Here is a 23,217-nt window from a genome sequence, read left to right on the forward strand (position 1 = left end):
TTGAGGAGCGTAGCGACGAAGCCCAACACCATCCGTGCATCCGTGCATTCGGCGGTACTGGAACCCGCTTTGTCGTCCTGCCGCCCATTGTTGGGCTTCGCTTCGCTCAACCCAACCTACGGGCCCGGCCAGCGCAGCACGTAGGTTGGGTTGAGGAGCGTAGCGACGAAGCCCAACACCATCCGTGCATCCGTGCATCCGTGCATCCGTGCATCCGTGCATCCGTGCATTCGGCGGCACTGGAACCCGCTTTGTCGTCCTGCCGCCCATTGTTGGGCTTCGCTTCGCTCAACCCAACCGCCCTTCTGGCCATCGACCGCGCAATCGGCGGGCAAGCACAGTAAAATGCCGCGCTTGTACGATGTCCCTGCGAGTTCCGCGCCCATGAGCACCCCCTACCGCACCGAGCTGCTGTCCCCTGCCGGCACGCTGAAATCCATGCGCTACGCCTTCGCCTACGGCGCCGACGCGGTATATGCCGGGCAGCCGCGCTACAGCCTGCGGGTGCGCAACAACGAGTTCGACCACGCCCACCTCAAGCTCGGCATCGACGAGGCGCACACGCTGGGCAAGCGGTTCTACGTGGTGGTCAACATCGCCCCGCACAACGCCAAGCTGAAGACCTTCATCAAGGATCTGGCGCCGGTGGTGGCGATGGGGCCGGATGCGCTGATCATGTCCGATCCCGGGCTGATCATGCTGGTGCGCCAGCACTTCCCCGAGATGACCATCCACCTCTCGGTGCAGGCCAACGCGGTGAACTGGGCCACGGTGAAGTTCTGGCACGCCCAGGGCGTGAGCCGGGTGATCCTCTCGCGCGAGCTGTCGCTGGAAGAGATCGGCGAGATCCGCGAGCAGGTGCCGGACATGGAGCTGGAGGTGTTCGTCCACGGCGCGCTGTGCATGGCCTATTCCGGGCGCTGCCTGCTGTCGGGCTACATCAACAAGCGCGACCCCAACCAGGGCACCTGCACCAACGCCTGCCGCTGGGAATACAAGACCCACGAGGCCAGGGAAGACGAGCTGGGCAATGCCGTGCAGCGCTACCAGCCCATCGCCGTGCAACCCGCCGAAGCGGGCCGCGCCGAGCCGACCCTGGGCGTCGGCGCGCCGACCGACGCGCTGTTCCTGCTCGAAGACGTCAGCCGTCCCGGCGAGCTCATGGAAGTCAGCGAGGACGAGCACGGCACCTACATCATGAACTCCAAGGACCTGCGCGCCGTGCAGCACGTCGAGCGCCTGGTGCAGATGGGCGTGCATTCGCTGAAGATCGAGGGCCGTACCAAGAGCCACTACTACGTGGCGCGCACCGCCCAGGTCTACCGCAAGGCCATCGACGACGCGGTCGCCGGGCGGCCGTTCGACAAATCGCTGATGGACACCCTCGAATCCCTGGCCCACCGCGGCTACACCGAGGGTTTCCTGCGCCGCCACGTGCACGACGAGTACCAGAACTACGCGCGCGGCTTCTCGCTGTCCGAGCGCCAGCAGTTCGTCGGCGAGCTGACCGGCGAGCGGCGCGGCGGCCTGGCCGAGGTCAAGGTGAAGAACCGCTTCGCCGTCGGTGACAAGCTCGAGCTGATGACCCCGCAGGGCAATCTCAACCTGCGTCTGGAAACGCTGGAAAATGGTCGCGGCGAACGCATCGCCGTAGCGCCGGGCGATGGCCACACCGTCTACCTGCCGGTGCCGGAATCGGTCGAGCTGCGCTACGGGCTGCTGATGCGCGAACTGGACGGCGGTACGACCAGAGGCTGAAGCAGCGGCAAGCTTCAAGCGCAAGCCGAAAGAACAGCTGGCTTGCCGCTTTGGCTTTGGCTTTGGCTTTGGCTTTGGCTTTGGCTTTGGCTTTGGCTTGAAGCTTGAAGCTTGAAGCTTGAAGCTTGTGGCTGCCCCTACCCCAATAGCTCGACGAACTGCTCCGCCGGCACCGGCGCGCTGAGCAGGTAGCCCTGGATCTCGTCGCAGCGATTGGACTTGAGGAAATCCATCTGCGCCTGGGTTTCCACGCCCTCGGCGACCACCTTCAGTTCCAGGCTGTGGACCATGGCGATGATCGCGCGGGTGATCGAGGCATCCTCGGCCGAATGCTCCAGTTCGCTGATGAACGAGCGGTCGATCTTCACGTAGTCCACCGGGAAGCGCTTGAGGTAGCTCAGCGACGAGTAGCCGGTGCCGAAATCGTCGATCGCCAGCTTCACCCCCAGCGCGCGCAACTGGCGGCTGATGCTGATGGCGTTGTCGATGTCGTCGAGCAGCTGGCTTTCGGTCAGTTCCAGCTCGAGCATCTGCGCCGGCAAGCCGGTTTCCTCCAGCACCTGGCGCACCAGGCTGATGAAATTGCCCTGGCGCAACTGCTTGACCGACAGGTTCACCGAGATGCGGATCTGCGCCAGCCCGTTCTGCTGCCATTGCCGCGCCTGCCGGCAGGCCTGGCGCAGGACGAATTCGCCCAGCGGAATGATCAGGCCGGTTTCCTCGGCCAGCGGGATGAATTGCCCGGGGGCGACCAGCCCCAGTTGCGGATGGCGCCAGCGCACCAGTGCCTCGGCGGCTTCCAGGGAATCGTCGGCAAGGCTCAGGCGCGGCTGGTAGAAGACTTCCAGCTGGCCTTCCTCGATCGCCTTGCGCAGCTGGTTCTCCAGTTGCAGGCTCGCCAGGCTCGAAGCCTGCTGGCGGTCGGTGAAGAACTGCAGCGTATTGCCGCCCAGGTGCTTGGCCGTCTGCATGGCCAGGTTGGCCTGGCGCAGCAGCGTCGCCGACTCCAGGCTGTTGTCGGGCATCAGGCTGACACCGATGGACGCGCTGATCACCAGCTCCTGGCCGCCAATGGTCATCGGTTTGCGGATGCGCATCAGCACCCGGCTGCCCATATGCGCCAGGTTGGACAGGCTGCCGTAGGCATCGAGCAGCACGACGAATTCGTCGCCCGACAGCCGGGCGATGGTGTCGGCACCGGACAACGTATGCGTCAGCCGGCGTGACACCTCGCGCAGCAGCTCGTCGGCCGCCTCGTGGCCGAGGCTATCGTTGAGGAGCTTGAAGCGATCCAGGTCGATGTACAGCACCGCCAGGCTGCGGCCGCTGTGGCGCAGGCGCTGGCAGGCATCATGCAGGCGCTCCTTGAGCAGGCTGCGATTGGCCAGGCCGGTCAGCCCGTCGTAATGGGTGAGGAAACGCAGGCGCTCCTCGGCCCGGCGCCGCACCGTGAGGTCGGAAAAGAACGCGACCACGTGGCTGACCGCATTCTGCGCGTCGCGCACCAGGCGCATCTGCACCCACTGCGGATACAGCTCGCCGCTCTTGCGCGCTTCGAGCAGCTCGCCCTGCCAGCGGCCTTCGCGCTCCAGCGCCTCGCGGATCTGCGCGTACTGCAGCTGCGATTCCGGCGGCGCATCCAGGCGCGCCGCGCTGCGCCCGACCAGCTCGTCGCGCGAGTAGCCGGACAGCGTACAGCAGGCATCGTTGACGGCCAGGATGCGATAGCCGGCGTCCATGATCACGATGCCTTCGCCGGCGGCCTCGAACACCGTGGCGGCCAGGCGCTGCTGTTCGGCCTGGCGATGCTCGTGGGTAATGTCGCGGCGCGTACCGATCATGCGAAGCGCCCGGCCGGCGCTGTCGCGCTGGATGACGCGCCCGCGGTCCTCGACCCAGAGGTAGCTGCCGTCGCGCTGCAGGGCGCGGTATTCGACGGTATAGATATCGGTTCGGCCCTTGAGATGCGCGACCAGCACGTCGCGGACCCGCTGCAGGTCGTCGGGATGCACCTCCGGCCGGCCATGCTCGTCCTGCTCCACGTATGCCTGCGCGCCGGCGCCGAAGTCCGCACCCGGGAAGGCATGGTGCACCACGCTGCGTTCGAGATCCCAATCCCACAGCCCCAGCCCGCAGGCCTCGAGCGCCAGCTTCAGCCGCGTCTCGCTTTCGGCGAGTGCCGCGGTGCGTTCGCCGACCCGCTGTTCCAGCCCGTCGTAGGCGTGCCGCAGCTGCTGCTCGGCGGCACGACGCTGCTCCACCTCGCACGCCAGCTCGGCATTGAGCCGCTGGGCCTCCTCGCCGGCACGCTCCAGCCGCTCGATCAGCCGCAGCCGTTCCAGCCGCTGGCGCAGACCGGCGATGACCCGGTGATTGATCTGCCAGGCGATCAGGCTGAGGGTGGCGAACAGGACGAACGCCAGCACGCCCCAGCCACGCAGGATCGGCTCGCCGCTGGCGACCAGGCCGAAGCCGGCCGGCAGCAGGCAGGGCGCCACGAAACTGAAGAAGACCGGCAGGCTGACGGCATGCATGATGCTCACCGCCAGCACGACCGAGCCAATGAGACCGTAGACGAGCACCTGCTGCAGGAAATCGTCCGCCGGCACCAGTTGGACGCTGGCATAGGCCAATGCCAGCGCCGAGACGGCGCTGCCGAGGATGAAATAGCGACGCCAGCGAGGCGCGGCCTGACGCGTGTTCGGCGCACGCTCGTGCAGCCAGGCCTGCTGCAGCAGCCATACCGCCGGCGCGGCGGCCCACATAAGCCAGGCAAGCAGATGCGCTGCCGATTGCTGCCCCCACAGCAGCACGACGCAGACCAGACTGGTGAACAGCGTCAGCAGTGCCGGTAGCCTTGCGCCCTTGAGCAGCAGGCGCAGATGCTCTGCATCCAGTTCGAGGGGCACGTCCGGCTGCTCGCCGAGCGTGCCCGAACGGGCCGGAGAAACGGGTGCCGGTTCTGTCATGTGGTCCATCGTTGTTGTCATTGGATGCCGCGGGCCCGCCGAAACCGGGGCCCATGCAAGCGGTAAAGCGGCTACCGCATAGTGGCATGTCGACAGCGCTCGGGCCCAAATGAAAGCCCATTGGCGCAGCGAGGGCAAGCACCTAACAGTCGCAGGCATGCGCGAGGGCTCTAGGACGGCCGATTCGATGAAGGCTCGCCAGCGCGACCACCGTCAGCGGCTCGCCGATTGCGAATCAGGCACCGCTCGCCGAGCGCATCGATCCGCGTCGCCCCGAGCGGCGCAGGCGAAGAGACGCTGCAGCGCGTCGTAAACAACGTCAGTGGCAGCCCCGATCCGCCGAGCCGGGATCACCAGTTGAACAATGAGCCGGTGATGTTCCAGGGCAAGCTTGGCGGTCTGGAAATGGATATGGTCCCGAGCGCGGGCGGTGCCATAGGCAATCTGTACCCCCCTTTGGACCGGGACCGAGACACGCCTTGGGCAGGGCTGTCGCGCAGGGATCGATCAGGCCAACCAGGGGTTGGCCTGCAGATGCCGGGCCTCGAAGGCCTTGATCCGATCGGTGCGCTGCAACGTGCTGCCAATGGCGTCCAACCCGAGCAGAAGCGCCTCCTTGCGCAGGGCGTCGATGGCGAATTCGATCGTTCGCCCGCCCTCGAGGACGATCGTCTGCGCCGCGAGATCGATGCGGATCGAGGACGACTCAGGCTTGCCGACCAATTGCCCGACCTCCCGCAGCTGCGCATCGCTCAACTGGATGAGCAACAGGCCGTTGCGTTGGCAGTTGTCGAAGAAGATCCCGGCGAAGCTCGTTCCGATCACCGCCCGGATACCCAGTTGCCTGAGCCCCCACACGGCATGTTCGCGGCTCGAGCCGCAGCCGAAGTTGGGCCCGACGACCAGGAAGCGGGCTTGGTTCCAGGGTTGCCGGTTGAGGATGAAATCCGGGTTCGGCTCGCCGTTCGGCAAAAAGCGAAGATCGAAGAACACGCCCCGATCGAGGCCGTTGCGGTCGATGCCCTTGAGGAACTGCTTGGGCATGATCACGTCGGTATCGACGTTGGCGGCGAGCATGGGGGCGGCGCTGCCGCTGATGTCGACGAAGGGTTCCATTTCAGGCCTCCAGGGGCAGTGAACGGACATCGGTCAAACGTCCCGAGACCGCTGCGGCGGCGACCATCGCGGGGCTCATCAGGTGCGTACGCGCACCGGCTCCCTGACGCCCTTCGAAGTTGCGGTTGGTGCTGGAGGCGCAGCGATCGCCGGGCGCCAGGACGTCATCGTTCATCGCCAGGCACATCGAGCAGCCCGACTGGCGCCATTCGAAACCGGCATCGAGGAATACCTGGGCAAGCCCTTCGGCCTCGGCCTGGGCACGCACCTGGGTGGAACCGGGAACGACCATGGCCCGTACGTCGGGCGCGACATTGCGGCCGCGCACGACACGGGCGGCGTCGCGCAGATCCTCGATACGGGCGTTGGTGCACGAGCCGATGAAGGCGTGGCTGATCTCGATGGCCATCAGGGGCTCCCCCGCCGTAAGGCCCATGTAGCGCAGGGCGCGCTGAAGGTCCTGGCGGCGAATGGCATCCGGCTCGTCTCGCGGGTCCGGCACCCGATCGCCGATGGCGGCGGCCTGGTCGGGGCTGGTGCCCCAGGTGACCATCGGCTCCAGGGCGCCGGCGTCCAGCTCGATGTCGACATCGAACGCGGCGCCTGGATCGCTGTAGAGTTCGCGCCAGCGCGCCACCGCCTGCTCCCAGAGCGCGCCTTTCGGCGCCCGGGGCTTGTCGGCCAGGTAGGCATAGACCTTGTCGTCCGGCGCCATGAAGGCGCCACGCGCCCCCGCTTCGACCGCCATGTTGCAGATGGTCATCCGCGCTTCGACGCTCAGGGCTTCGATCGTCGGGCCGGCGAATTCGATGGCGTAGCCCGTGGCGCCGGACGCGCCGATGCGGCGAATCAGCGCCATGATGATGTCCTTGGACGTCAAACCGTCGCCAAGCGCGCCATGGACGTTCACCCGCATGGTCTTGAGGCGCTTGTAGACCAGCGTCTGGGTCGCCAGCAGGTGCTCGATCTCCGAGGTGCCGATGCCGAAGCCGAAGGCGCCCAGCGCCCCGTAGGTGGTGGTGTGACTGTCGCCTGCCGCGACCACCATGCCCGGCAGGATGAAACCCTGCTCGGGAGCGACGACGTGCTCGATGCCCTGGCGCTTGTCCAGCACATCGAAGAGTTCGATGCCGAAGTCGCGGCAGTTCTCGGCGAAATAGGACACCTGCCGCGCGCCACCCGGGTCGGGCATGGTGGCGATGCGGTTCGGGCTCGTGGGATTGACGTGATCCACCACCGCCAGCGTGGCGGCCGGCCGCCAGACCTTGCGATCCGCCGCGCGCAGACCGCTGAAGGCCTGCGGGCTGGTGTATTCGTTGGCGACTTGCCGGTCGATGTAGAGCAGCACATGCCCCTGGTCGTCCAGGTCGCAGACGGCATGGGAGTCGATGTGCTTTTCGTAAAGGGTTCTGGGGCGGTTCATGGCCGTTCTCGCTTCTTGCTTGTCGTCCAGGGCAGCGCAGCGCCCGGTTGCCAGGCCTGCCCCGCCAGCATATTGAGCGCCACCGACCACTCAAAGCGCGTTAGCGGGGTTTGAGAATTCACGATTCGTGAACGATGCCGGCAGCAGGAGCGCTCGGCCGACGCAGGCGACAGCGCGTCGGGAGGGCTCTATCCGGCGCCCTGCTCGGGTTCAGCCGAGGAAGGCCATCACTTCGTCGAACAGCAGCTCCGGGACTTCTTCCGGCAGGTAGTGCCCGGCGGGAAGGGCCTTGCCCTGGACGTTGGTCGCGACCTTCCGCCACTCCGCCAGCGGATCGAAGCAGCGGCCGACGACACCTTCGGCGCCCCACAGCACCCGCAACGGCATCTCCAGTTGGCGGCCCGCCTCGCGGTCCTGCCTGTCGTGCTCCAGGTCGATCCCCGCGCTGGCGCGGTAGTCCTCGCAGATGGCGTGCGCCGTGCCCGGCAGGCGGAGGCAGCGCAGGTATTCGGCGAACGCCTCCTCGGTGAACGGCCGCATGCCGGCGCTGCGCGTGCCCATGACGCTGCGCAGATACAGCTCCGGATCGCTCTCGAGCAAGGTTTCGGGCAGCGGAGCCGGGCGAATCAGGAAGAACCAGTGCCAGTAGGCACGGGCGAACGCCTCGTTGGTCTGCGAATACATCGCCAGGGTCGGGGCGATGTCCAGCAGGATCATCCGCCGGACCGCCCTGCCATGGTCGGCAGCCAGGCGATGCGCGACCCGCGCGCCGCGGTCATGGGCGAGCACGTCGAAGCTCGAGAACCCCAGGGTTTCCATCAGCTCCAGGGCGTCGCGCGCCATTTCCCGCTTGGAGTAGGCGTTGTGGTCGTCGCCGCCGGCGGGTTTGTCGCTGTCGCCGTAGCCCCTGAGGTCGGCGGCGACCACGGTGAAGTGCCGGGCCAGCCGGTCGGCGATCTTGTGCCAGATGACATGGGTCTGCGGATGGCCGTGAAGCAGCAACAGGGCCGGCCCGCTGCCGCCCTTGCGGTAGGCGATGCGCACGCCATTGACCAGGCACTCGTCCTTGCGGAACTCAGCGAACATACCCCTCACTCCTCTCTATTCGGTGCCCGACATGCTAGGTAAGCGGCAGGCGAGCGCAAGCCGCGAAACCGTGACCTGATCATTCATGAATCGTGCATGGTCGTGACGACCAGGGCGGCGCTATAGCGACAATCGCCTGAAATGCTCGGCCAGGAACTCGACGCACACCCGCAGCTTGGCGGAGCTCGACAGCCGGGTCGGGTAGACCGCCCAGACGTTGGCGCTTTCACTATAGTCCGGCAGCACCTGGACGAGCTTGCCCTGCTCCAGCAGGGGCTTCACGTCCCACATCGAACGCAACAGGATGCCGCGGTCGTTGAGCGCCCATTGCAGGACGATCTCGCCATTGTTCGAGGACAGCGGCCCGCTGACGCGCACGCTCTGCGCCTTCCCGTTGCGTTCGAGCTGCCAGACGCCGAAGGCGTTGTTGCGCTCCTTGAGCACCAGGCAATCGTGCTGTTGCAGGTCCTCCAGGCTCGTCGGCGTGCCGCGACGGGCCAGGTAGTCGGCGCTGGCGCAGAGCACGCGCCGGTTGCTGACCAGGCGCTTGCTGATGTGCTGGCCCGGCAGGTCGTCGCCGACGCGGATCTCCAGGTCGAAGCCCTCGGCGACGATGTCCACGACCCGGTCGAATACCTCCAGGCGGATCTCCAGCTCCGAATAGCGCTCGGCGAGTGCCGATATCGCCGGCGCCACGTGGTTGCGGCCGAAGCCGAAGCTGCTGCTGATGTGCAGTTGCCCCCGGGGCGTCAGGCGCGCCTGCGAGAGTTCATCGAAGAGATCGTCCAGGTCGCCAAGGATGCGTACCGCCCAGCGCTGCGTGCGTTCGCCGTCGTCGGTCAGCGCGATCCGCCGGGTGGTGCGATGCAGCAACCGGGTCTGCAGCACCCCTTCGAGTACCTGGATGCGCTTGCTGACATAGGCGGGCGACAGCCCCAGCTCGTCTGCCGCACCGGCGAAGCTCTGCTTGCGGATGACGGTGAGAAACACCCGGAGGTCTTCCGGCAGCGGCAATTGATCACGAACTGTGTTCATGTACCCCACGTTACGTCGGCTTTAAACATGAAGCTCGAAATATAGCATGACGATGTCGCCAACAGCCTCACCGGCCTCAGCTACCTGCTGGTTGGCCTGCTGCTCCGATAGCAGCCCCGGAGACTAAACGAGCCAGGCATTGCCTGGCTCGTTTCCGGCGCGGATCGCCCGTCGATCCGGGAGCGGTTCGAGTTATTTGCTTCTCTCGACCAGGCACCGCCGGTCGACATCCTCGACCCGGGTCACCCCCAGCAGCGCCATGTCGCGCTGCAGCTCGGCGGCCAGCAGCTCGATGGCGTGCGCCACGCCCGCTTCGCCCGCATACGCCGCGGCATAGTTGAACGGCCTGCCGATGAAGACCATCCGCGCGCCCAGCGCCAGCGCCTTGAGCACGTCGGTGCCGCGGCGGAAACCGCTGTCGACCATCACCGGCAGATCGCCGACCGCCTCGACGACGCCGGGCAGCGCCTCCAGCGCCGAGAGCGTGCTGTCGAGCTGGCGGCCGCCGTGGTTGGAGACGATCAGCGCGTCGGCGCCGAGGTCGCAGGCCTTGCGCGCATCGTCCGGATGCAGGATGCCCTTGACCACCAGCTTGCCGGGCCAGAGCCGGCGCACCAGTTCCAGGTAGCTCCAGTTCAGGTGGCTGCGACCGGAGAAGTCGCGCTTGACGTTGCGCGACACGACGGCGATGCCGCGCGTCGCGTAGTTGTTTTCGAAATGCGGCAAGCCATGGTTGAGCAGCGTGCGCAGGAAGGTGCCGAACAGCCAGCGCGGCCGCACCAGCCCGTCGAAGGCCAGGCGCAGGCTTGGGCGCAACGGCGAGCAGAAGCCCGAACGGCTGTTGTTGTCGCTGTTCGGCGGCACCGGGTAGTCGACGGTGATCACCAGCTTGTCGAAGCCGGCGTTGCGCACCCGCTCGATCAGCGCCTCGATGCCGGCGTGATCGCCCGGCAGGTAGGCCTGGAACCAGTCGGTCTTGCCGTTGGCGAGCACCTCTTCCATGGGGATCAGCGAGCTGCCGCTCAAGATCATCGGGATGCCGGCCGTGGCCGCCGCCTGCGCCTGCACCAGGTCGCCGCGATAGGCCGACAGCGCGCTGATGCCCATCGGCGCGATGCCGATCGGCAGGGCGTAGCGCTGGCCGAGCAGTTCGGTTTCCAGTGAGATCTTCGACACGTCCACCAGTGCCCGCGGCAGGAACGAGTAGGCCTCGAAGGCGCTGCGATTGGCGCGGGCGGTGTGGCCGTCCTCGGCCACGTTGGCGATGTAGCCATAGATCGGGCGCGGCAGCAGGCGCCTGGCCGCGCGATCGAGATCGTGCAGGTTCAAGATCGACGCCAAACGGCGTGAATGCTTATCGGGCATGTCCTGATGCTTCCTACTGCAGGGGGTGGGGATGGCGCAGCGCCCAGGCCTCGGGGTTGACCAGGTCGCGCGGGCGTTCTCCACGCAGGGCCTGGCAGAGGTTCTCGGCCGCGCAGTTGGCCATGGCTTCGCGGGTCTCGTGGGTGGCCGAGCCGATGTGCGGCAGGGTCACCACGTTGTCCATGCGCAGCAGCGGCGAGTCGGGGGCGACCGGCTCCTGCTCGAACACGTCGAGCCCGGCACCGGCGATCAGCCCCTCTTCCAATGCGCGAATCAGCCCGGCCTCGTCGACCACTTTGCCGCGCGCGATGTTGACCAGGAAGGCCGAGCGCTTCATCGCCCGGCACTGTTCGTAGCCGAGCAGGTGCTCGGTCTCTTCGGTCAGCGGCACGCTGAGGCAGACGAAGTCGGACTCGGCCAGCAGCTGTTCGAAGCTGCGCCGCTCGATGCCCCATTCGGCCTCCAGCACCGGCTTGGGCGAGGCGTTGCTGTAGAGCACGCGCATGTTGAAGCCCAGCGCGCGGCGGGCGATCGCCTGGCCGATGCGCCCCAGCCCGACCAGGCCGAGCGTCTTGCCGTTCACGTCATGGCCGAAATGCGGCTCGCCGACATGCTGCGTCCAGCGGCCCTCGCGCACCATGTTGGCCAGCTCCACCAGGCGCCGGGCACTGGCCATGATCAGCATGAAGGCGGTGTCGGCGGTGGTCTCGGTGAGCACGTCCGGCGTGTTGGTCAACAGGATGCCGCGGCGGCTCAGCTCGGCGACGGGCAGGTTGTCGTAGCCCACCGAGATGGTCGAGACGACTTCCAGCTGCGGCGCCTCGTCGAGCATCGCCGGGCTGACCTGCAATTTGCCGCCGATCAGCCCGTGGGCCCGGCACAGCGCGGCGGCCACCGCCTCGGGCTGCTGTTGCGGTTCTTCGAAATAGGTGACCTCGAAGGTTTCGCGCAGGCGCTGCAGGTGCGCCTCGTTCAGGCGGCGCAGGGCCACGATGCGTTTCTTTTCCATGCTGCGATCTCCCGCTCAGCTGTGCTTCAGTCCCGGCATATCGAAGCCGATTTCGTCGAGCGAGGCGAACAGTTCCTGGCACTGCGTCTCGTCGAGTTCCACCAGTGGCGGCCGCAGCCGCGCCCATTGGCCGACGCCACTGTAGCGGGCGGTGACCGCCTTGAGCGCGGGAATCATCGGGAAGCGCTCGAACAGCTTGCGGGTGCGGATCAGCGCGGCCTGCTGCGCGTCGGCGTCCGCCGCCTGCCAGTCCCGCGCCAGCCGGGCGATCGGCGCCGGATTGACGTTGGCCGTGGCGCTGATGCAACCGGCGCCGCCGGCACGCAGGGTCTGCAGCAGGAACGGCTCGCTGCCGGCATAGACCTGGAAGCCGTCGGCGGCGAAGTTGTCGATCAGCGCCCGGGTGTTGGCCCAGTCGCCGGAACTGTCCTTCACCCCGACCACGTTCCTCGGATAGGCCGCGAGCAGGCGCTCGACCAGCGTCAGCGAGAGCGGCACCTGCGACACCGGCGGGATGTGGTAGAGGTAGATGCGCAGCGCATCGTCGCCGACCCGCTCGATCACTTCGCTGAAATAGCGGAACAAGCCCTCGTCGGAGACGCCCTTGTAGTAGAAGGGCGGCAGCATCAGCACGCCCTCGACACCCTTGCCGACCGCATGGCGGGTCTGCGCGACGGTGTCGGGCAGGGCGCAGGCGCCGGTCCCCGGCATCAGCCGCGCGGCGGGAATGCCGGCCTCGATCAAGGCGTCCAGCAGCCGGATCTTTTCCTCCACCGAAAGCGAATTGGCCTCGGAGTTGGTGCCGAATACGGCCAGCCCGACGTCGGCGTCCAGCAACCAGCGGCACTGCGCCACAAAACGTTCCGTATCCGCAGCGAGGTCCTGGCTGAACGGCGTGATCACCGGCGACCAGACGCGGCCCGTGGCATGACTCATGGTTCTCTCCTTATGTTGTGTTCTGCTCGGGCGGTCGGCAGCACCGCTGACGGCGGCCTGCCGACCGATGGGTGTTTTTCAGGCCAGTTGCGTACGCCGCCGACACGCCTCGATCAGCCAGCGGAACACCGGGGTGGCCTGCAGGACCGAGAACACCGCGATGCACAGCAGCACCACGGCGATCGGGCTGGACAGGAAGATGCGGTAGTCGTCATTGCCGATCAGCATCGACTGATGGAAGCTGTTCTCCATCACCGGCCCCAGGATCAGCCCGATGACCATCGGCGCCGGCGACACCCCGGCCTTGGCCAGCCAGTAGCCGAACAGGCCGAAGCCGAGCATCAGGCCTACCTCGAACAGGCTGTTGTTGATCGCGTAGGCGCCGATGATGCACAGCGCGATGATCGCGCAGGCAATGAAGCCGTCCGGGATGCGGGTGACCGCCACGCTGGCCTTGGTGAACATCAGGCCGACCAGCAGCAGGCCGACGTTGGCGAAGATCACCGCCCAGATCAGCGTGTAGGTCACGTCGCCGTAGTCGGTCAGCAGATTCGGCCCCGGCAGGATGCCCTGCACCATCAACGCACCGAGCAGGATGGCGGTGGCCGAGCTGCCGGGAATGCCGAGGGCGATGGTGGGAATCAGCGCACCGCCGACCACCGCGTTGTTCGCGGCCTCCGGTGCCGCGACGCCGGCCGGATCGCCCTTGCCGAAGCCGCTCTTGTCCTTGGCGAAGCGCTTGGCCTCGTTGTAGGCGAACCAGCTGGCGGTGTCGCCGCCGGTGCCGGGGATCAGCCCGACGATGATGCCGATGCCGCTCGAGCGCAGCATGTTCGGCATCAGCGTCTTCAGCTCGGAGAGCCTGGGAATCAGCCGGTCGGTGATGCGGCTGGCGACCTTCGCCGGGGCGTTGGAGTTCTCCACCAGCGCCAGCGCCTGCGGGATCGAGAACAGCCCGATCAGCGCCACCGTGAAGCTGATGCCGGAGAACAGGTTGATGTTGTCGAAGGTCATCCGCGGCGTGCCGGTGGTCAGGTCCATGCCCACCGTGCTCACCAGCAGCCCGACGACCCCGGAGAACAGGCCGTTGATCACCGAGCCCTGGGCCAGCGAGCCGATGATGGTGATGCCGAGCACGGCGATGGCGAACAGCTCGATCGGGCCGAACTGCACCACCAGGCTGCCGAGCAGCGGCGCCGCCAGCAGCAGCGCGACGCCGCTGATCAGGCCGCCGATGAAGGAGGCGAACAGCGAAATGCCCAGCGCCTTGCCCGCCTGGCCCTGCTGCGACATGGGAAAGCCGTCGAGCACGGTGGCGGCGGCCGAGGGGGTGCCCGGCGTGCGCAGCAGGATGGCGGCGATCGAGCCGCCGTAGGAGGCGCCGACGTAGAGCGAAGCGAGCATGCTCAGGCCGGTGCCGGTGTCCATGCTGAAGGTCAGCGGCAACAGCAGCGCCAGCGCCATGGTGGCCGACAGGCCCGGCATGGCGCCGACGAACAGGCCGAGAAGCGTGCCGCCGAGTATCGCGGCGATGTTGTACAGGGTGAACACATTGCTCAGCCCCGTCATGACGATCGAACTTTCCACGGAGAAGGCCTCGGCGAAAGATGGAAGAGACGGCGATCAGGCGATCGCCGGCGGAAGGAGCGGAACGGGAAGGCCCAGGAACTGGATGAACACCACGCACACCACGGCCACCAGCACCACCGTGGCGATCAGCGCGAAGCGCAGCGACACCGTGCGGATCACCAGCAGCGTCGCGGCCATGAACGCCACGGTCGACACCAGGTAACCGAACGTGGTGATGGTCGCGACGTAGGCGATCGCCAGGGCGAAGACCGCCGCGGTCGCCGCGTAGCGCGGGCGCAGCGCCACCGGCTCGCCGTCGTCGGGCGGCACCGCCGCGGCGTCGCTGGCCGGGCGGCGGCGCAGCAGCTCCGAGGCGACCATCGCCAGCGACAGCAGCGCTACCGTCACCGAGTAGATCAGCGGCATCTCCGCCGCCGCCTCCGGGTACTTCAGCGCGTTGACGAAAAACAACGCGGCCAGGGCGATGCCGAAGAGTCCCAGCAGCAATCTGTTCGTGTTCATGGTCGCCTCCCCTTGGTGCTCGGCGGATCGCTTCACTGTTGCTTCGCGCTCACTTCCTGCCAGATACCCTGGAATTCCTTTTCCATGCTCTCGAACATCTCGCCGTAGGCGTCGCCGGTGACGATGTCGATGTTCAGCGCGCGTTTCTTCGCGTCTTCGAGGAAGGCCTGGTCGTTCTTCAGCGCCTCGAAGGCGGCGATCAACTGGTCGCGAGCCTCGTCGGGGATTCCAGCTGGGGCGCTGTAGCCGCGCGAGGAACCGGCGACCACGTCGACGCCCTTCTCCTTCAGCGTCGGCACGTCCGGCAGGCTGTCGACGCGGTTCTCGGAGAACACCGCGAGGGCCTTGAGGTTGCCGCTCTGCACCTGGCTGTAGACGGTGCCGACGTTGTTGAAGCTGACGTCGATCTTGTTGCCCATGGCGGCGGTGGCGGAGGGGCCGTCGCCCTGGAACGGCACCTTCTTGAACGACAGGCCGGTAGCCTTCTCGATCAGCAGGGTGGTGAAGAAGTCGTCGCCGCCCATGCCGGAGTTGCCCACGGTGATGCGCCCGGGCTTTTCCTTGGCCGCGGCGAGCAGGTCCTCGATGCTGTCGTAGGGGCTGTCCTTGGCGACCACGGCGATGCCCGGGTCGGTGACCACGTTGGCGATCGGGGTCAGCTCCTTGATGTTGTAGGTGATCGCCTCGTTCATGATGTAGTTGGTCATCAGCATCGGCGTATTGGTGATGCTGACCACCGAACCGTCCTTCTTCGACTGCTTGGCCAGGCGGGTCCAGGCGATCGCCCCGGTGGCGCCGGGGATGTATTCATTGACGAAATTGACGCCCAGCTGCTTGCTCACGTACGGCTGCACCAGCTGCGCCAGTACGTCGCTGCCGCCGCCGGGCTTGAAGCCCTGCAGCACGGTGACGTCCTCGCCGGCGACGTATTCGGCCTGGGCATTGAGGGACAGGGACAGCGCCGTTGCGGCGGCCAGGACGGCAGTGGTCAGTTTCTTGTTGATCTTCATTTCGCTCACTCCACGCTTTCTTGTTGGATTTATGGCGTCCGGCGCGAACCGGACCGGGACGTGTCGAGGAACCGCGACGCAGGTGACGCGGACTCCCCGGTGGTACGACTTTTTGTTGCTCAGCGGTCCTTCTGCACGGTCAGCCAGGCGTCGCCGTTGGCGATCGAGTAACGGGCCACGGCCTGCTCGTCGAAATCGAAGCCCAGGCCCGGGGTCTGGTGCAGCTTGATGTAGCCGTCCTCCTGCGCCAGCTGGCGGTCGATCAGCCGGCGGAAGTTGAGTACCTGGTCGTCCCAGAAGAACTCCACGTAGCGCGCATTCGGCGTGGCGGCCACCAGCGGCGCGTGCACGTCGTGGAACCAGTGCGGGTACATCGGTACGCCGTAACCGGCGGCCATGGCGGCGATGCGGCGCCATTCGGTGATGCCGCCGCAGACCACCGCGTCGGTCTGCAGGATGGCCGCGCCGCCCTTGTCGAGCAGTTCCTTGTGCCGCCAGCGGCCGACCTCCACTTCGCCGGTGGCCACCGGGATCGACGTGGCTCGGGCCAGGCGCGCATGGCTGTCGATATCGTCGACCAGGAACGGCTCCTCGACGAAGGCCGGGTCGTAGCGCTCGAAGCGGCGCACGTACTGCAGCGCCTCGGTGACGTCGCTCCAGCCGTTGTTGACGTCGAGCATCAGCGCGACGTCGGGGCCGATGGCCTCGCGCGCGGCCGCCACCCGGGCTTCCTCTTCCTTCGGCGAAAGGCGGCCGGTCTTCATCTTCACCGCCTTGAAGCCGAGCGAGACGTAGTGCGCCATCTCCTCGCCGAGCAGTTCGGGGGTCTTGCCGTCGAGGTAGTAGCCGCCGCTGGCGTAGGCCGGCACGCGGTCGGCGCTGGCCGCACCGAGGTAGCGGTGCAGCGGCAGGCCGGCGCTGCGCGCGTTGAGGTCCCAGAGGGCGGTGTCGAGGATGCTGATGGCGCGCATGACCACGCCGGCGCGGCCCTGCAGCAGGGCTTCCTGGTACATCTCGCGCCACAGCGCCTCGACGTCCAGCGAGTCGCGGCCGAGCAGCACCGGCGCCAGCAGCTTTTCCACGGCGATCGGCAGCAGCTCGCCGCCGGCGCTGCCGACGTAGCAGAAGCCGATGCCGGTCACGCCGTCCTCGGAGGTCACTTTGACCAGGCCGTAGTCGCGTGCATAGACCGTGCGATTGGAGAAGGAGGTGACCCGATCCAGCGGCACCCGGGCCGCGCAGACGGAAATGGAGCGGATGATGGCCATGCTTGTTTTCCTTGTTATTCGGCGGTGGAACGAAAATGTAACCGGTTTCATTTCAGCGGCGAGCGACCCTGGGGGGCTTTGACGCTGCGGTTGCAAAGGCTATTGACAGGCGCTTGTAACCGCTTACATTTGCTCACTGAGGCGATGTAACCGTTTACAAAAAGCTAGAATCGGTTTTTCCTAATGTCAACCACCGTTCGATCACGGTGACCTTTTTCGACGAATTGCACGGGAATGCTCCATGTCCCAACCACCTGCTCTGCTGTCGCGCGCCGGTCTGCGCGATGTCGCTCGTCGCGCCGGCGTGTCGACGGCCACCGTATCGCGCGTTCTCAACGGCAGCGCGGCCGTGCGCGACGACAAGCGGCGCGCCGTGCAGCGCGCCTGCGACGAACTGGGCTACGTGCTCAACGCCGCGGCGCGCACCCTGTCGTCGCGGCGCAGCATGACCATCGGCGCGGTGGTGCCGACCCTGGCCACCGAGACCTTCTCGCGCCCGCTGGCGGCCTTTCAGCAGACCGTGCACCAGGCCGGCTACACGCTGCTGGTGGCCAGCTTCGGCTTCGACGCGCAGGTCGAGCTGAAGGAAGTGCAGACCATGCTCGAGCATGGCGTCGACGCGCTGATGGTGGTCGGCCGCACCCACGACCCGAAGATGTGGCAACTGATCGAGAGCAAGCGCATCCCCTGCGTGCAGGCCTGGGCGCAGGACAGCCAGCACCCCAGCGTCGGCTTCGACAACGTCGCCGTGGCGCGCTGCATGGTCGATCACCTGCTCGCCTTCGGCCATCGGCGCTTCGCCATGATCGTCGGCAAGCCCTCGTTCAACGACCGGATCGGCGACCGCATCATCGGGACCCACGCCCGCCTGGCCGAAGTGGGCCTGGAGCTCCCCCTGCACTGGCGCCTGGAGACCGACCTGACGCTGGAGGACGGCATCGCCGCCATGCGCCAGCTGCTACAGGGACCGACCCGCCCCACCGCAGTCATCTGCGCCAACGACCTGCTGGCCTTCGGCGCGCTACTGGCGGCCAAGAGCCTCGGCGTGCGGGTGCCCGAGGACGTCTCGGTGGTCGGCTTCAACGACTTCGACTACGCCCGGCACATGTCCCCGCCGCTGACCACCATCCGCGTGGAACTCGAACAGATCGGCGCCTGCGCCGGCGCCTACCTGCTCGATGCGCTGGCCGGCAGATCGCGGCCGGGCCCCATCGAGACCGCCACCGAATTGATCGTGCGCGGCAGCTCCGGCCCGGCACCGCAAAAGCCCGGTTGAGGTGCCCGCCACCCCGCCTTCCATCGACAGACCGAGAGGTAATGCCCCGTGAACAACAACAACGACTCCGGCAGCAAGACCCACAACCCGGCCCGCGGCATGCGCAAGGGCCTGACCAACTACGGCGACGCGGAATTCTCGCTGTTCCTGCGCAAGGCCTTCATCAAGGGCGCCGGCTATTCGGACGATGCGCTGGAGCGACCGATCGTCGGCATCACCAACACCGGCAGCGGCTTCAATCCCTGCCACGGCAACGCGCCGCAGTTGATCGAGGCGGTCAAGCGCGGGGTGATGCTCGCCGGCGGGCTGCCGGTGGACTTCCCCACCATCTCGATCCACGAGAGCTTCGCCCACCCCAACAGCATGTTCCTGCGCAACCTGATGTCGATGGATACCGAGGAGATGATCCGTGCCCTGCCGATCGACTCGGTGGTGCTCATCGGCGGCTGCGACAAGACCGTCCCGGCGCAGCTGATGGGCGCCGCCAGCGCCGGCGTGCCGGCCATTCAGCTGGTCACCGGCTCAATGCTCACCGGCTCGCACCGCGGCGTGCGGGTCGGCGCCTGCACCGACTGCCGACGCTTCTGGGGCATGTACCGCGGCGAGGAGATCGACGCCCAGGAAATCGCCGAGGTCAACGACCAGCTGGTTGCCAGCGTCGGCACCTGCTCGGTGATGGGCACCGCCAGCACCATGGCCTGCATCGCCGAGGCGCTGGGCATCATGCTGCCCGGCGGCGCCACGCCGCCGGCGGTCACCGCCGACCGGCTGCGCATCGCCGAGCGCACCGGGGCGCAGGCGGTGGCGATGATCGAGGCCGGCATCACCCCGGACCGCATCCTCACCGAGAAGGCCTTCGAGAACGCGCTGATGGTGCTGCTGGCCATCGGCGGCTCGACCAACGGCATCGTCCACCTGGCGGCGATCGCCGGGCGCTGCGGCATCGAGGTCGATCTCGATCGCTTCGACGAACTGGGTCGCGACATTCCCGTGCTGGTCAATCTCAAGCCCTCGGGCAGCCACTACATGGAAGACCTGCACAAGGCCGGCGGCCTCGCGCCGGTGCTGCGCGAACTCAGACCCTTCCTGCACCTGGACGCGCTGACCGTGACCGGCCGCAGCCTCGGCGAGGAACTCGACGCCGTCGCCGCCTTCGCGCAGGAGGTGGTGCGCCCGCTGGACAACCCGATCTACCCGCAGGGCGGCATCGCCTTGCTGCGCGGCAACATCGCCCCGGGCGGTGCCATCATCAAGCAGTCGGCGGCCAGCGCCGAACTGATGGAGCACGAGGGCCGCGTGGTGGTCTTCGACGGCCTGGAAGACCTCGCCCAGCGCATCGACGATCCGGACCTGGATGTGTGCGCCGACGACGTGCTGGTGCTGAAGAACATCGGCCCCAAGGGCGCCCCGGGCATGCCGGAAGCCGGCTACATCCCGATCCCGCGCAAGCTGGCGCGCGCCGGGGTGAAGGACATGGTGCGCCTCTCCGACGGCCGCATGAGCGGCACCGCGGCCGGCACCATCGTCCTCCACGTCACCCCGGAAGCCGCCGAGGGCGGGCCGCTGGCGCTGGTGCAGAGCGGCGACCGGCTGCGCCTGAGCGTCAGCGAGCGCCGTCTGGAACTGCTGGTGAGCGACGAGGAACTGGCCCGGCGCCGCCAGGCGGCGAAGCTGCCCGAGCCCCGCGAAGGCGACGAGCGCGGCTATCGCAAGCTGTTCCTCGACAGCGTCACCCAGGCCGATGCCGGCTGTGATTTCGACTTCCTGCGCAGCCGCGATACGCGCACCCGTGTTCCGCAGCCCAAGTGAACCGCTTCCGTCGCCCCGCGCGGACGGGGCGACACCCCTGCAACACGCCGAAAAACCCGAACTGGAGTCCCGAATGAATTCGACCGAACCCGCGCAGTACCTGTTCGACCCCGTCATCCCCAGCCTGGCCGTGGCCGGCAGCGACCGGCGCTTCCCGGTGCGGCGCGTCTATTGCGTCGGCCGCAACTACGCCGAGCATGCCCGCGAGATGGGCCACGATCCGGACCGCGAGCCGCCGTTCTTCTTCACCAAGCACCCCGACGGCCTGCTGCCGGACGGCAGCGTCTTCGACTACCCGCCGGGCACCCGGGACGTGCACCACGAGATCGAGCTGGTGGTGGCCATCGGCCGCGGCGGCGCCGACATCGCCGTCGACGCGGCGCTGGAGCACGTGTTCGGCTATGCCGTGGGCCTGGACATGACCCGCCGCGACCTGCAGGCCGAAGCGAAGAAGATGGGCCGGCCCTGGGCCGTGGCCAAGGCCTTCGACCAGGCCGCGCCCTGCTCGGCGCTGGTGCCGGCCGCCGAGATCGGCCACCCGGGCGAGGGCCGCATCTGGCTCGACATCAACGGCGAGACCCGCCAGGAAGGCGACCTGGCCGCGCAGATCTGGAGCGTGGCGGAGGTGATCGCCCATCTCTCGCGGCTGTTCGTGCTCGCCCCGGGCGACCTGATCATGACCGGCACCCCGGCCGGCGTCGGCCCGGTGCGCCGCGGCGACCGCCTGAGCGGCGGCGTGCAGGGCGTCGGCCGGCTCGAGATCGTCGTCGGCGACCAGTGACGGCGGGGAGCGCGCCGTCCGGCTGCGAAACGGGCATCAGCGGCGAACGGCTGCACCGTCCGTCGCGGCGCCCTGATAGAATGCCGCGATGCATGACGATCTCTCTCTCCTCCTGAACTCCCTCAACGATGCCCAGCGCCAGGCCGTGGCCGCGCCGCTGGGCCGTCAACTGGTGCTGGCCGGTGCCGGCTCGGGCAAGACCCGCGTGCTGGTGCACCGCATCGCCTGGCTCAACCAGGTCGAACGCGCCTCGCTGCACTCGATCCTGTCGGTGACTTTCACCAACAAGGCCGCCGCCGAGATGCGCCAGCGCATCGAGCAGCTGTTGCACGTCAACCCGCAGGGCATGTGGGTCGGCACCTTCCATGGCCTGGCGCACCGCCTGCTGCGGGCGCACTGGCAGGAAGCGAAGCTGGACCAGAATTTCCAGATCCTCGACTCCGACGACCAGCAACGCCTGGTCAAGCGGGTGATCCGCGAGCTCGGCCTCGACGAGCAGCGCTGGCCGGCGCGCCAGGCGCAGTGGTGGATCAACGCACAGAAGGACGAAGGCCTGCGGCCGCAGAACATCCAGGCCGGCGGCGACCTGTTCCTCGCCACCCAGCTGAAGATCTACGAAGCCTACGAGCAGGCCTGCGCGCGCGCCGGGGTGATCGATTTCTCCGAGCTGCTGCTGCGCGCGCTGGACCTGTGGCGCAACCATCCGGGGCTGCTGGAGCACTACCAGCGGCGCTTCCGCCACGTGCTGGTCGACGAGTTCCAGGACACCAACGCCGTGCAGTACGCCTGGCTGCGCCTGCTCGCCAAGGGTGGCGAGAGCCTGATGGTGGTCGGCGACGACGACCAGTCGATCTATGGCTGGCGCGGCGCGCGGATCGAGAACCTGCACCAGTTCAGCCAGGACTTCGCCGATGCCCAGACCATCCGCCTGGAGCAGAACTACCGCTCCACCGCCTGCATCCTCAAGGCCGCCAACGCGCTGATCGCCAACAACCAGGGCCGCCTGGGCAAGGAGCTGTGGACCGAGGGCTGCGAAGGCGAGCCGATCAGCCTGTATGCCGCCTTCAACGAGCACGACGAGGCGCGCTACGTGGTCGAGAGCATCGAGAAGGCGATCAAGGACGGCATGAGCCGCAGCGAGATCGCCATCCTCTACCGCTCCAACGCCCAGTCGCGGGTGCTGGAAGAGGCGCTGCTGCGCGAGAAGATTCCCTATCGCATCTACGGCGGCCAGCGCTTCTTCGAGCGCGCCGAGATCAAGAACGCCATGGCCTACCTGCGCCTGATCCAGACCCGCCACAACGACGCGGCGCTGGAACGGGTGATCAACCTGCCGGCGCGCGGCATCGGCGAGAAGACCGTCGAGTGCCTGCGCCAGCTGGCCCGCCAGGACGAGATCTCGCTGTGGGCGGCGCTGCACCAGGCGGTCGGCACCAAGCTCGTCTCCGGCCGCGCTGCCAGCGCGCTGAACGGCTTCGTCGAACTGGTCGACAGCCTGGCGCTGAAGGTCGAGAAACTGCCGCTGCACAGCATGGCGCAGGTGGTCATCGAAGACTCCGGCCTGCTCGCCTACCACCGCGACGAGAAGGGCGAGAAGGCCCAGGCACGGGTGGAAAACCTCGAGGAACTGGTGTCCGCCGCGCGCGCCTTCGACAACTACAGCGAAGAGGACGACGACGTCCAGTCGCCGCTGGCCGCCTTCCTCGACCACGCCTCGCTGGAAGCCGGCGAGCAGCAGGCCGGCGACCATGAGGACAGCGTGCAGCTGATGACGCTGCACAGCGCCAAGGGCCTGGAGTTCCCGCTGGTGTTCCTGGTCGGCATGGAGGAAGGCCTGTTCCCGCACAAGATGAGCCTGGAGGAATCCGGCCGTCTGGAAGAAGAGCGCCGCCTGGCCTACGTAGGCATCACCCGCGCCATGCAGCAGCTGGTGGTCACCTACGCCGAAACCCGCCGGCTCTACGGCAGCGAGACCTACAACAAGGTTTCGCGCTTCGTCCGCGAGATCCCGCCGGCGCTGATCCAGGAAGTCCGCCTGAGCAACAGCGTGAGCCGCTCGTTCAGTGGCAAGGGCATGAGCGGCGGGTCGCTGTTCGATGGCGCCGGCGTGCCGGATACCCCGTTCAGCCTCGGCCAGCGCGTGCGTCATGCGCTGTTCGGCGAAGGCACCATCCTCAACTTCGAAGGCGCTGGCGCCCAGGCCCGGGTACAGGTGAACTTCGAAGACGAAGGCAGCAAATGGCTGATGCTCAGCTACGCCAAACTTGAAGCGCTGTAACGTTAAC

General features: G+C 67.4%; 17 protein-coding genes. 5 read left to right on the top strand and 12 right to left on the bottom strand.

All coding sequences use genetic code 11. From position 1 onward, the window contains the following. The first annotated feature begins 384 nt into the window (after positions 1-384). A complete protein-coding gene (trhP, locus tag IN820_RS12060; RefSeq protein ID WP_193681216.1) occupies positions 385-1,758 on the top strand; it encodes a prephenate-dependent tRNA uridine(34) hydroxylase TrhP in 1,374 nt (457 codons plus the stop codon). Positions 1,759-1,895: 137 nt separating this feature from the next. On the opposite strand, the gene IN820_RS12065 is transcribed toward trhP, so the two are convergent. From IN820_RS12065 to IN820_RS12120, 12 genes are all read right to left on the bottom strand, one after another. Further along, positions 1,896-4,727 (bottom strand): putative bifunctional diguanylate cyclase/phosphodiesterase, encoded by a 2,832-nt coding sequence (locus IN820_RS12065; RefSeq protein ID WP_193681217.1) that lies wholly within the window; start codon positions 4,725-4,727, stop codon positions 1,896-1,898. A gap of 507 nt (positions 4,728-5,234) precedes the next feature. Next, positions 5,235-5,843, bottom strand: coding sequence for a 3-isopropylmalate dehydratase small subunit (leuD, locus tag IN820_RS12070; protein ID WP_193681218.1), 609 nt, complete (start codon positions 5,841-5,843; stop codon positions 5,235-5,237). Position 5,844: 1 nt separating this feature from the next. After that, a complete protein-coding gene (gene leuC / locus IN820_RS12075; protein WP_193681219.1) occupies positions 5,845-7,266 on the bottom strand; it encodes a 3-isopropylmalate dehydratase large subunit in 1,422 nt (473 codons plus the stop codon). A 210-nt stretch (positions 7,267-7,476) separates the two neighbouring features. After that, positions 7,477-8,352 carry an alpha/beta fold hydrolase gene (locus tag IN820_RS12080; protein WP_193681220.1) on the bottom strand — a complete coding sequence of 292 codons (876 nt, stop codon included), beginning with the start codon at positions 8,350-8,352 and terminating at the stop codon, positions 7,477-7,479. Positions 8,353-8,472: 120 nt separating this feature from the next. Continuing rightward, on the bottom strand, positions 8,473-9,387 hold the full coding sequence (locus tag IN820_RS12085) for a LysR substrate-binding domain-containing protein (protein ID WP_193681221.1): 915 nt from the start codon (positions 9,385-9,387) through the stop codon (positions 8,473-8,475). A 192-nt stretch (positions 9,388-9,579) separates the two neighbouring features. Then, positions 9,580-10,716: an alpha-hydroxy acid oxidase gene (locus tag IN820_RS12090; protein ID WP_235989148.1), complete on the bottom strand. Its 1,137-nt coding sequence runs from the start codon at positions 10,714-10,716 to the stop codon at positions 9,580-9,582. A gap of 49 nt (positions 10,717-10,765) precedes the next feature. Next, positions 10,766-11,761, bottom strand: a complete 996-nt coding sequence (locus IN820_RS12095) for a 2-hydroxyacid dehydrogenase (RefSeq protein ID WP_193681223.1) — start codon at positions 11,759-11,761, stop codon at positions 10,766-10,768. Between the two features lie 15 nt (positions 11,762-11,776). Further along, positions 11,777-12,697 (bottom strand): dihydrodipicolinate synthase family protein, encoded by a 921-nt coding sequence (locus tag IN820_RS12100; protein WP_193681224.1) that lies wholly within the window; start codon positions 12,695-12,697, stop codon positions 11,777-11,779. A 78-nt stretch (positions 12,698-12,775) separates the two neighbouring features. Then, complete coding sequence (locus IN820_RS12105) at positions 12,776-14,284, bottom strand: tripartite tricarboxylate transporter permease (RefSeq protein WP_207793611.1); 1,509 nt, start codon at positions 14,282-14,284, stop codon at positions 12,776-12,778. Between the two features lie 36 nt (positions 14,285-14,320). Beyond that, complete coding sequence (locus IN820_RS12110) at positions 14,321-14,788, bottom strand: tripartite tricarboxylate transporter TctB family protein (protein ID WP_193681225.1); 468 nt, start codon at positions 14,786-14,788, stop codon at positions 14,321-14,323. 32 nt (positions 14,789-14,820) lie between these two features. Continuing rightward, positions 14,821-15,798, bottom strand: coding sequence for a tripartite tricarboxylate transporter substrate binding protein (locus tag IN820_RS12115; RefSeq protein WP_193681226.1), 978 nt, complete (start codon positions 15,796-15,798; stop codon positions 14,821-14,823). A gap of 119 nt (positions 15,799-15,917) precedes the next feature. Next, positions 15,918-17,066 carry a mandelate racemase/muconate lactonizing enzyme family protein gene (locus IN820_RS12120; RefSeq protein WP_193681227.1) on the bottom strand — a complete coding sequence of 383 codons (1,149 nt, stop codon included), beginning with the start codon at positions 17,064-17,066 and terminating at the stop codon, positions 15,918-15,920. Between the two features lie 241 nt (positions 17,067-17,307). Here IN820_RS12120 and IN820_RS12125 point away from each other — a divergent pair, with 241 nt between their 5' ends. From IN820_RS12125 to uvrD, 4 genes are all read left to right on the top strand, one after another. Then, the gene (locus IN820_RS12125) at positions 17,308-18,342 is read left to right on the top strand and encodes a LacI family DNA-binding transcriptional regulator (RefSeq protein WP_193681228.1); all 1,035 of its coding nucleotides are present in this window, start codon (positions 17,308-17,310) and stop codon (positions 18,340-18,342) included. A 48-nt stretch (positions 18,343-18,390) separates the two neighbouring features. Next, a complete protein-coding gene (locus tag IN820_RS12130; protein WP_313026463.1) occupies positions 18,391-20,151 on the top strand; it encodes an IlvD/Edd family dehydratase in 1,761 nt (586 codons plus the stop codon). A gap of 73 nt (positions 20,152-20,224) precedes the next feature. Then, complete coding sequence (locus tag IN820_RS12135) at positions 20,225-20,932, top strand: fumarylacetoacetate hydrolase family protein (protein ID WP_193681229.1); 708 nt, start codon at positions 20,225-20,227, stop codon at positions 20,930-20,932. A gap of 88 nt (positions 20,933-21,020) precedes the next feature. Continuing rightward, positions 21,021-23,210 carry a DNA helicase II gene (uvrD, locus tag IN820_RS12140; protein WP_193681230.1) on the top strand — a complete coding sequence of 730 codons (2,190 nt, stop codon included), beginning with the start codon at positions 21,021-21,023 and terminating at the stop codon, positions 23,208-23,210. Positions 23,211-23,217 lie beyond the last annotated feature (7 nt).

Origin of the sequence: Pseudomonas lopnurensis (assembly GCF_015070855.1) — a bacterium.
Lineage (GTDB): Bacteria > Pseudomonadota > Gammaproteobacteria > Pseudomonadales > Pseudomonadaceae > Stutzerimonas > Stutzerimonas lopnurensis.

Bases quoted from the DNA above. Each gene is read 5' to 3' on its own strand.
- leuC (WP_193681219.1), bottom strand. From the start codon at position 7,266: ATGAACCGCCCCAGAACCCTTTACGAAAAGCACATCGACTCCCATGCC.
- IN820_RS12120 (WP_193681227.1), bottom strand. From the start codon at position 17,066: ATGGCCATCATCCGCTCCATTTCCGTCTGCGCGGCCCGGGTGCCGCTG.
- IN820_RS12065 (WP_193681217.1), bottom strand. From the start codon at position 4,727: ATGACAGAACCGGCACCCGTTTCTCCGGCCCGTTCGGGCACGCTCGGC.
- IN820_RS12110 (WP_193681225.1), bottom strand. From the start codon at position 14,788: ATGAACACGAACAGATTGCTGCTGGGACTCTTCGGCATCGCCCTGGCC.
- uvrD (WP_193681230.1), top strand. From the start codon at position 21,021: ATGCATGACGATCTCTCTCTCCTCCTGAACTCCCTCAACGATGCCCAG.
- IN820_RS12125 (WP_193681228.1), top strand. From the start codon at position 17,308: ATGTCCCAACCACCTGCTCTGCTGTCGCGCGCCGGTCTGCGCGATGTC.
- IN820_RS12095 (WP_193681223.1), bottom strand. From the start codon at position 11,761: ATGGAAAAGAAACGCATCGTGGCCCTGCGCCGCCTGAACGAGGCGCAC.
- IN820_RS12115 (WP_193681226.1), bottom strand. From the start codon at position 15,798: ATGAAGATCAACAAGAAACTGACCACTGCCGTCCTGGCCGCCGCAACG.
- IN820_RS12085 (WP_193681221.1), bottom strand. From the start codon at position 9,387: ATGAACACAGTTCGTGATCAATTGCCGCTGCCGGAAGACCTCCGGGTG.
- leuD (WP_193681218.1), bottom strand. From the start codon at position 5,843: ATGGAACCCTTCGTCGACATCAGCGGCAGCGCCGCCCCCATGCTCGCC.
- IN820_RS12080 (WP_193681220.1), bottom strand. From the start codon at position 8,352: ATGTTCGCTGAGTTCCGCAAGGACGAGTGCCTGGTCAATGGCGTGCGC.
- IN820_RS12135 (WP_193681229.1), top strand. From the start codon at position 20,225: ATGAATTCGACCGAACCCGCGCAGTACCTGTTCGACCCCGTCATCCCC.
- IN820_RS12100 (WP_193681224.1), bottom strand. From the start codon at position 12,697: ATGAGTCATGCCACGGGCCGCGTCTGGTCGCCGGTGATCACGCCGTTC.
- trhP (WP_193681216.1), top strand. From the start codon at position 385: ATGAGCACCCCCTACCGCACCGAGCTGCTGTCCCCTGCCGGCACGCTG.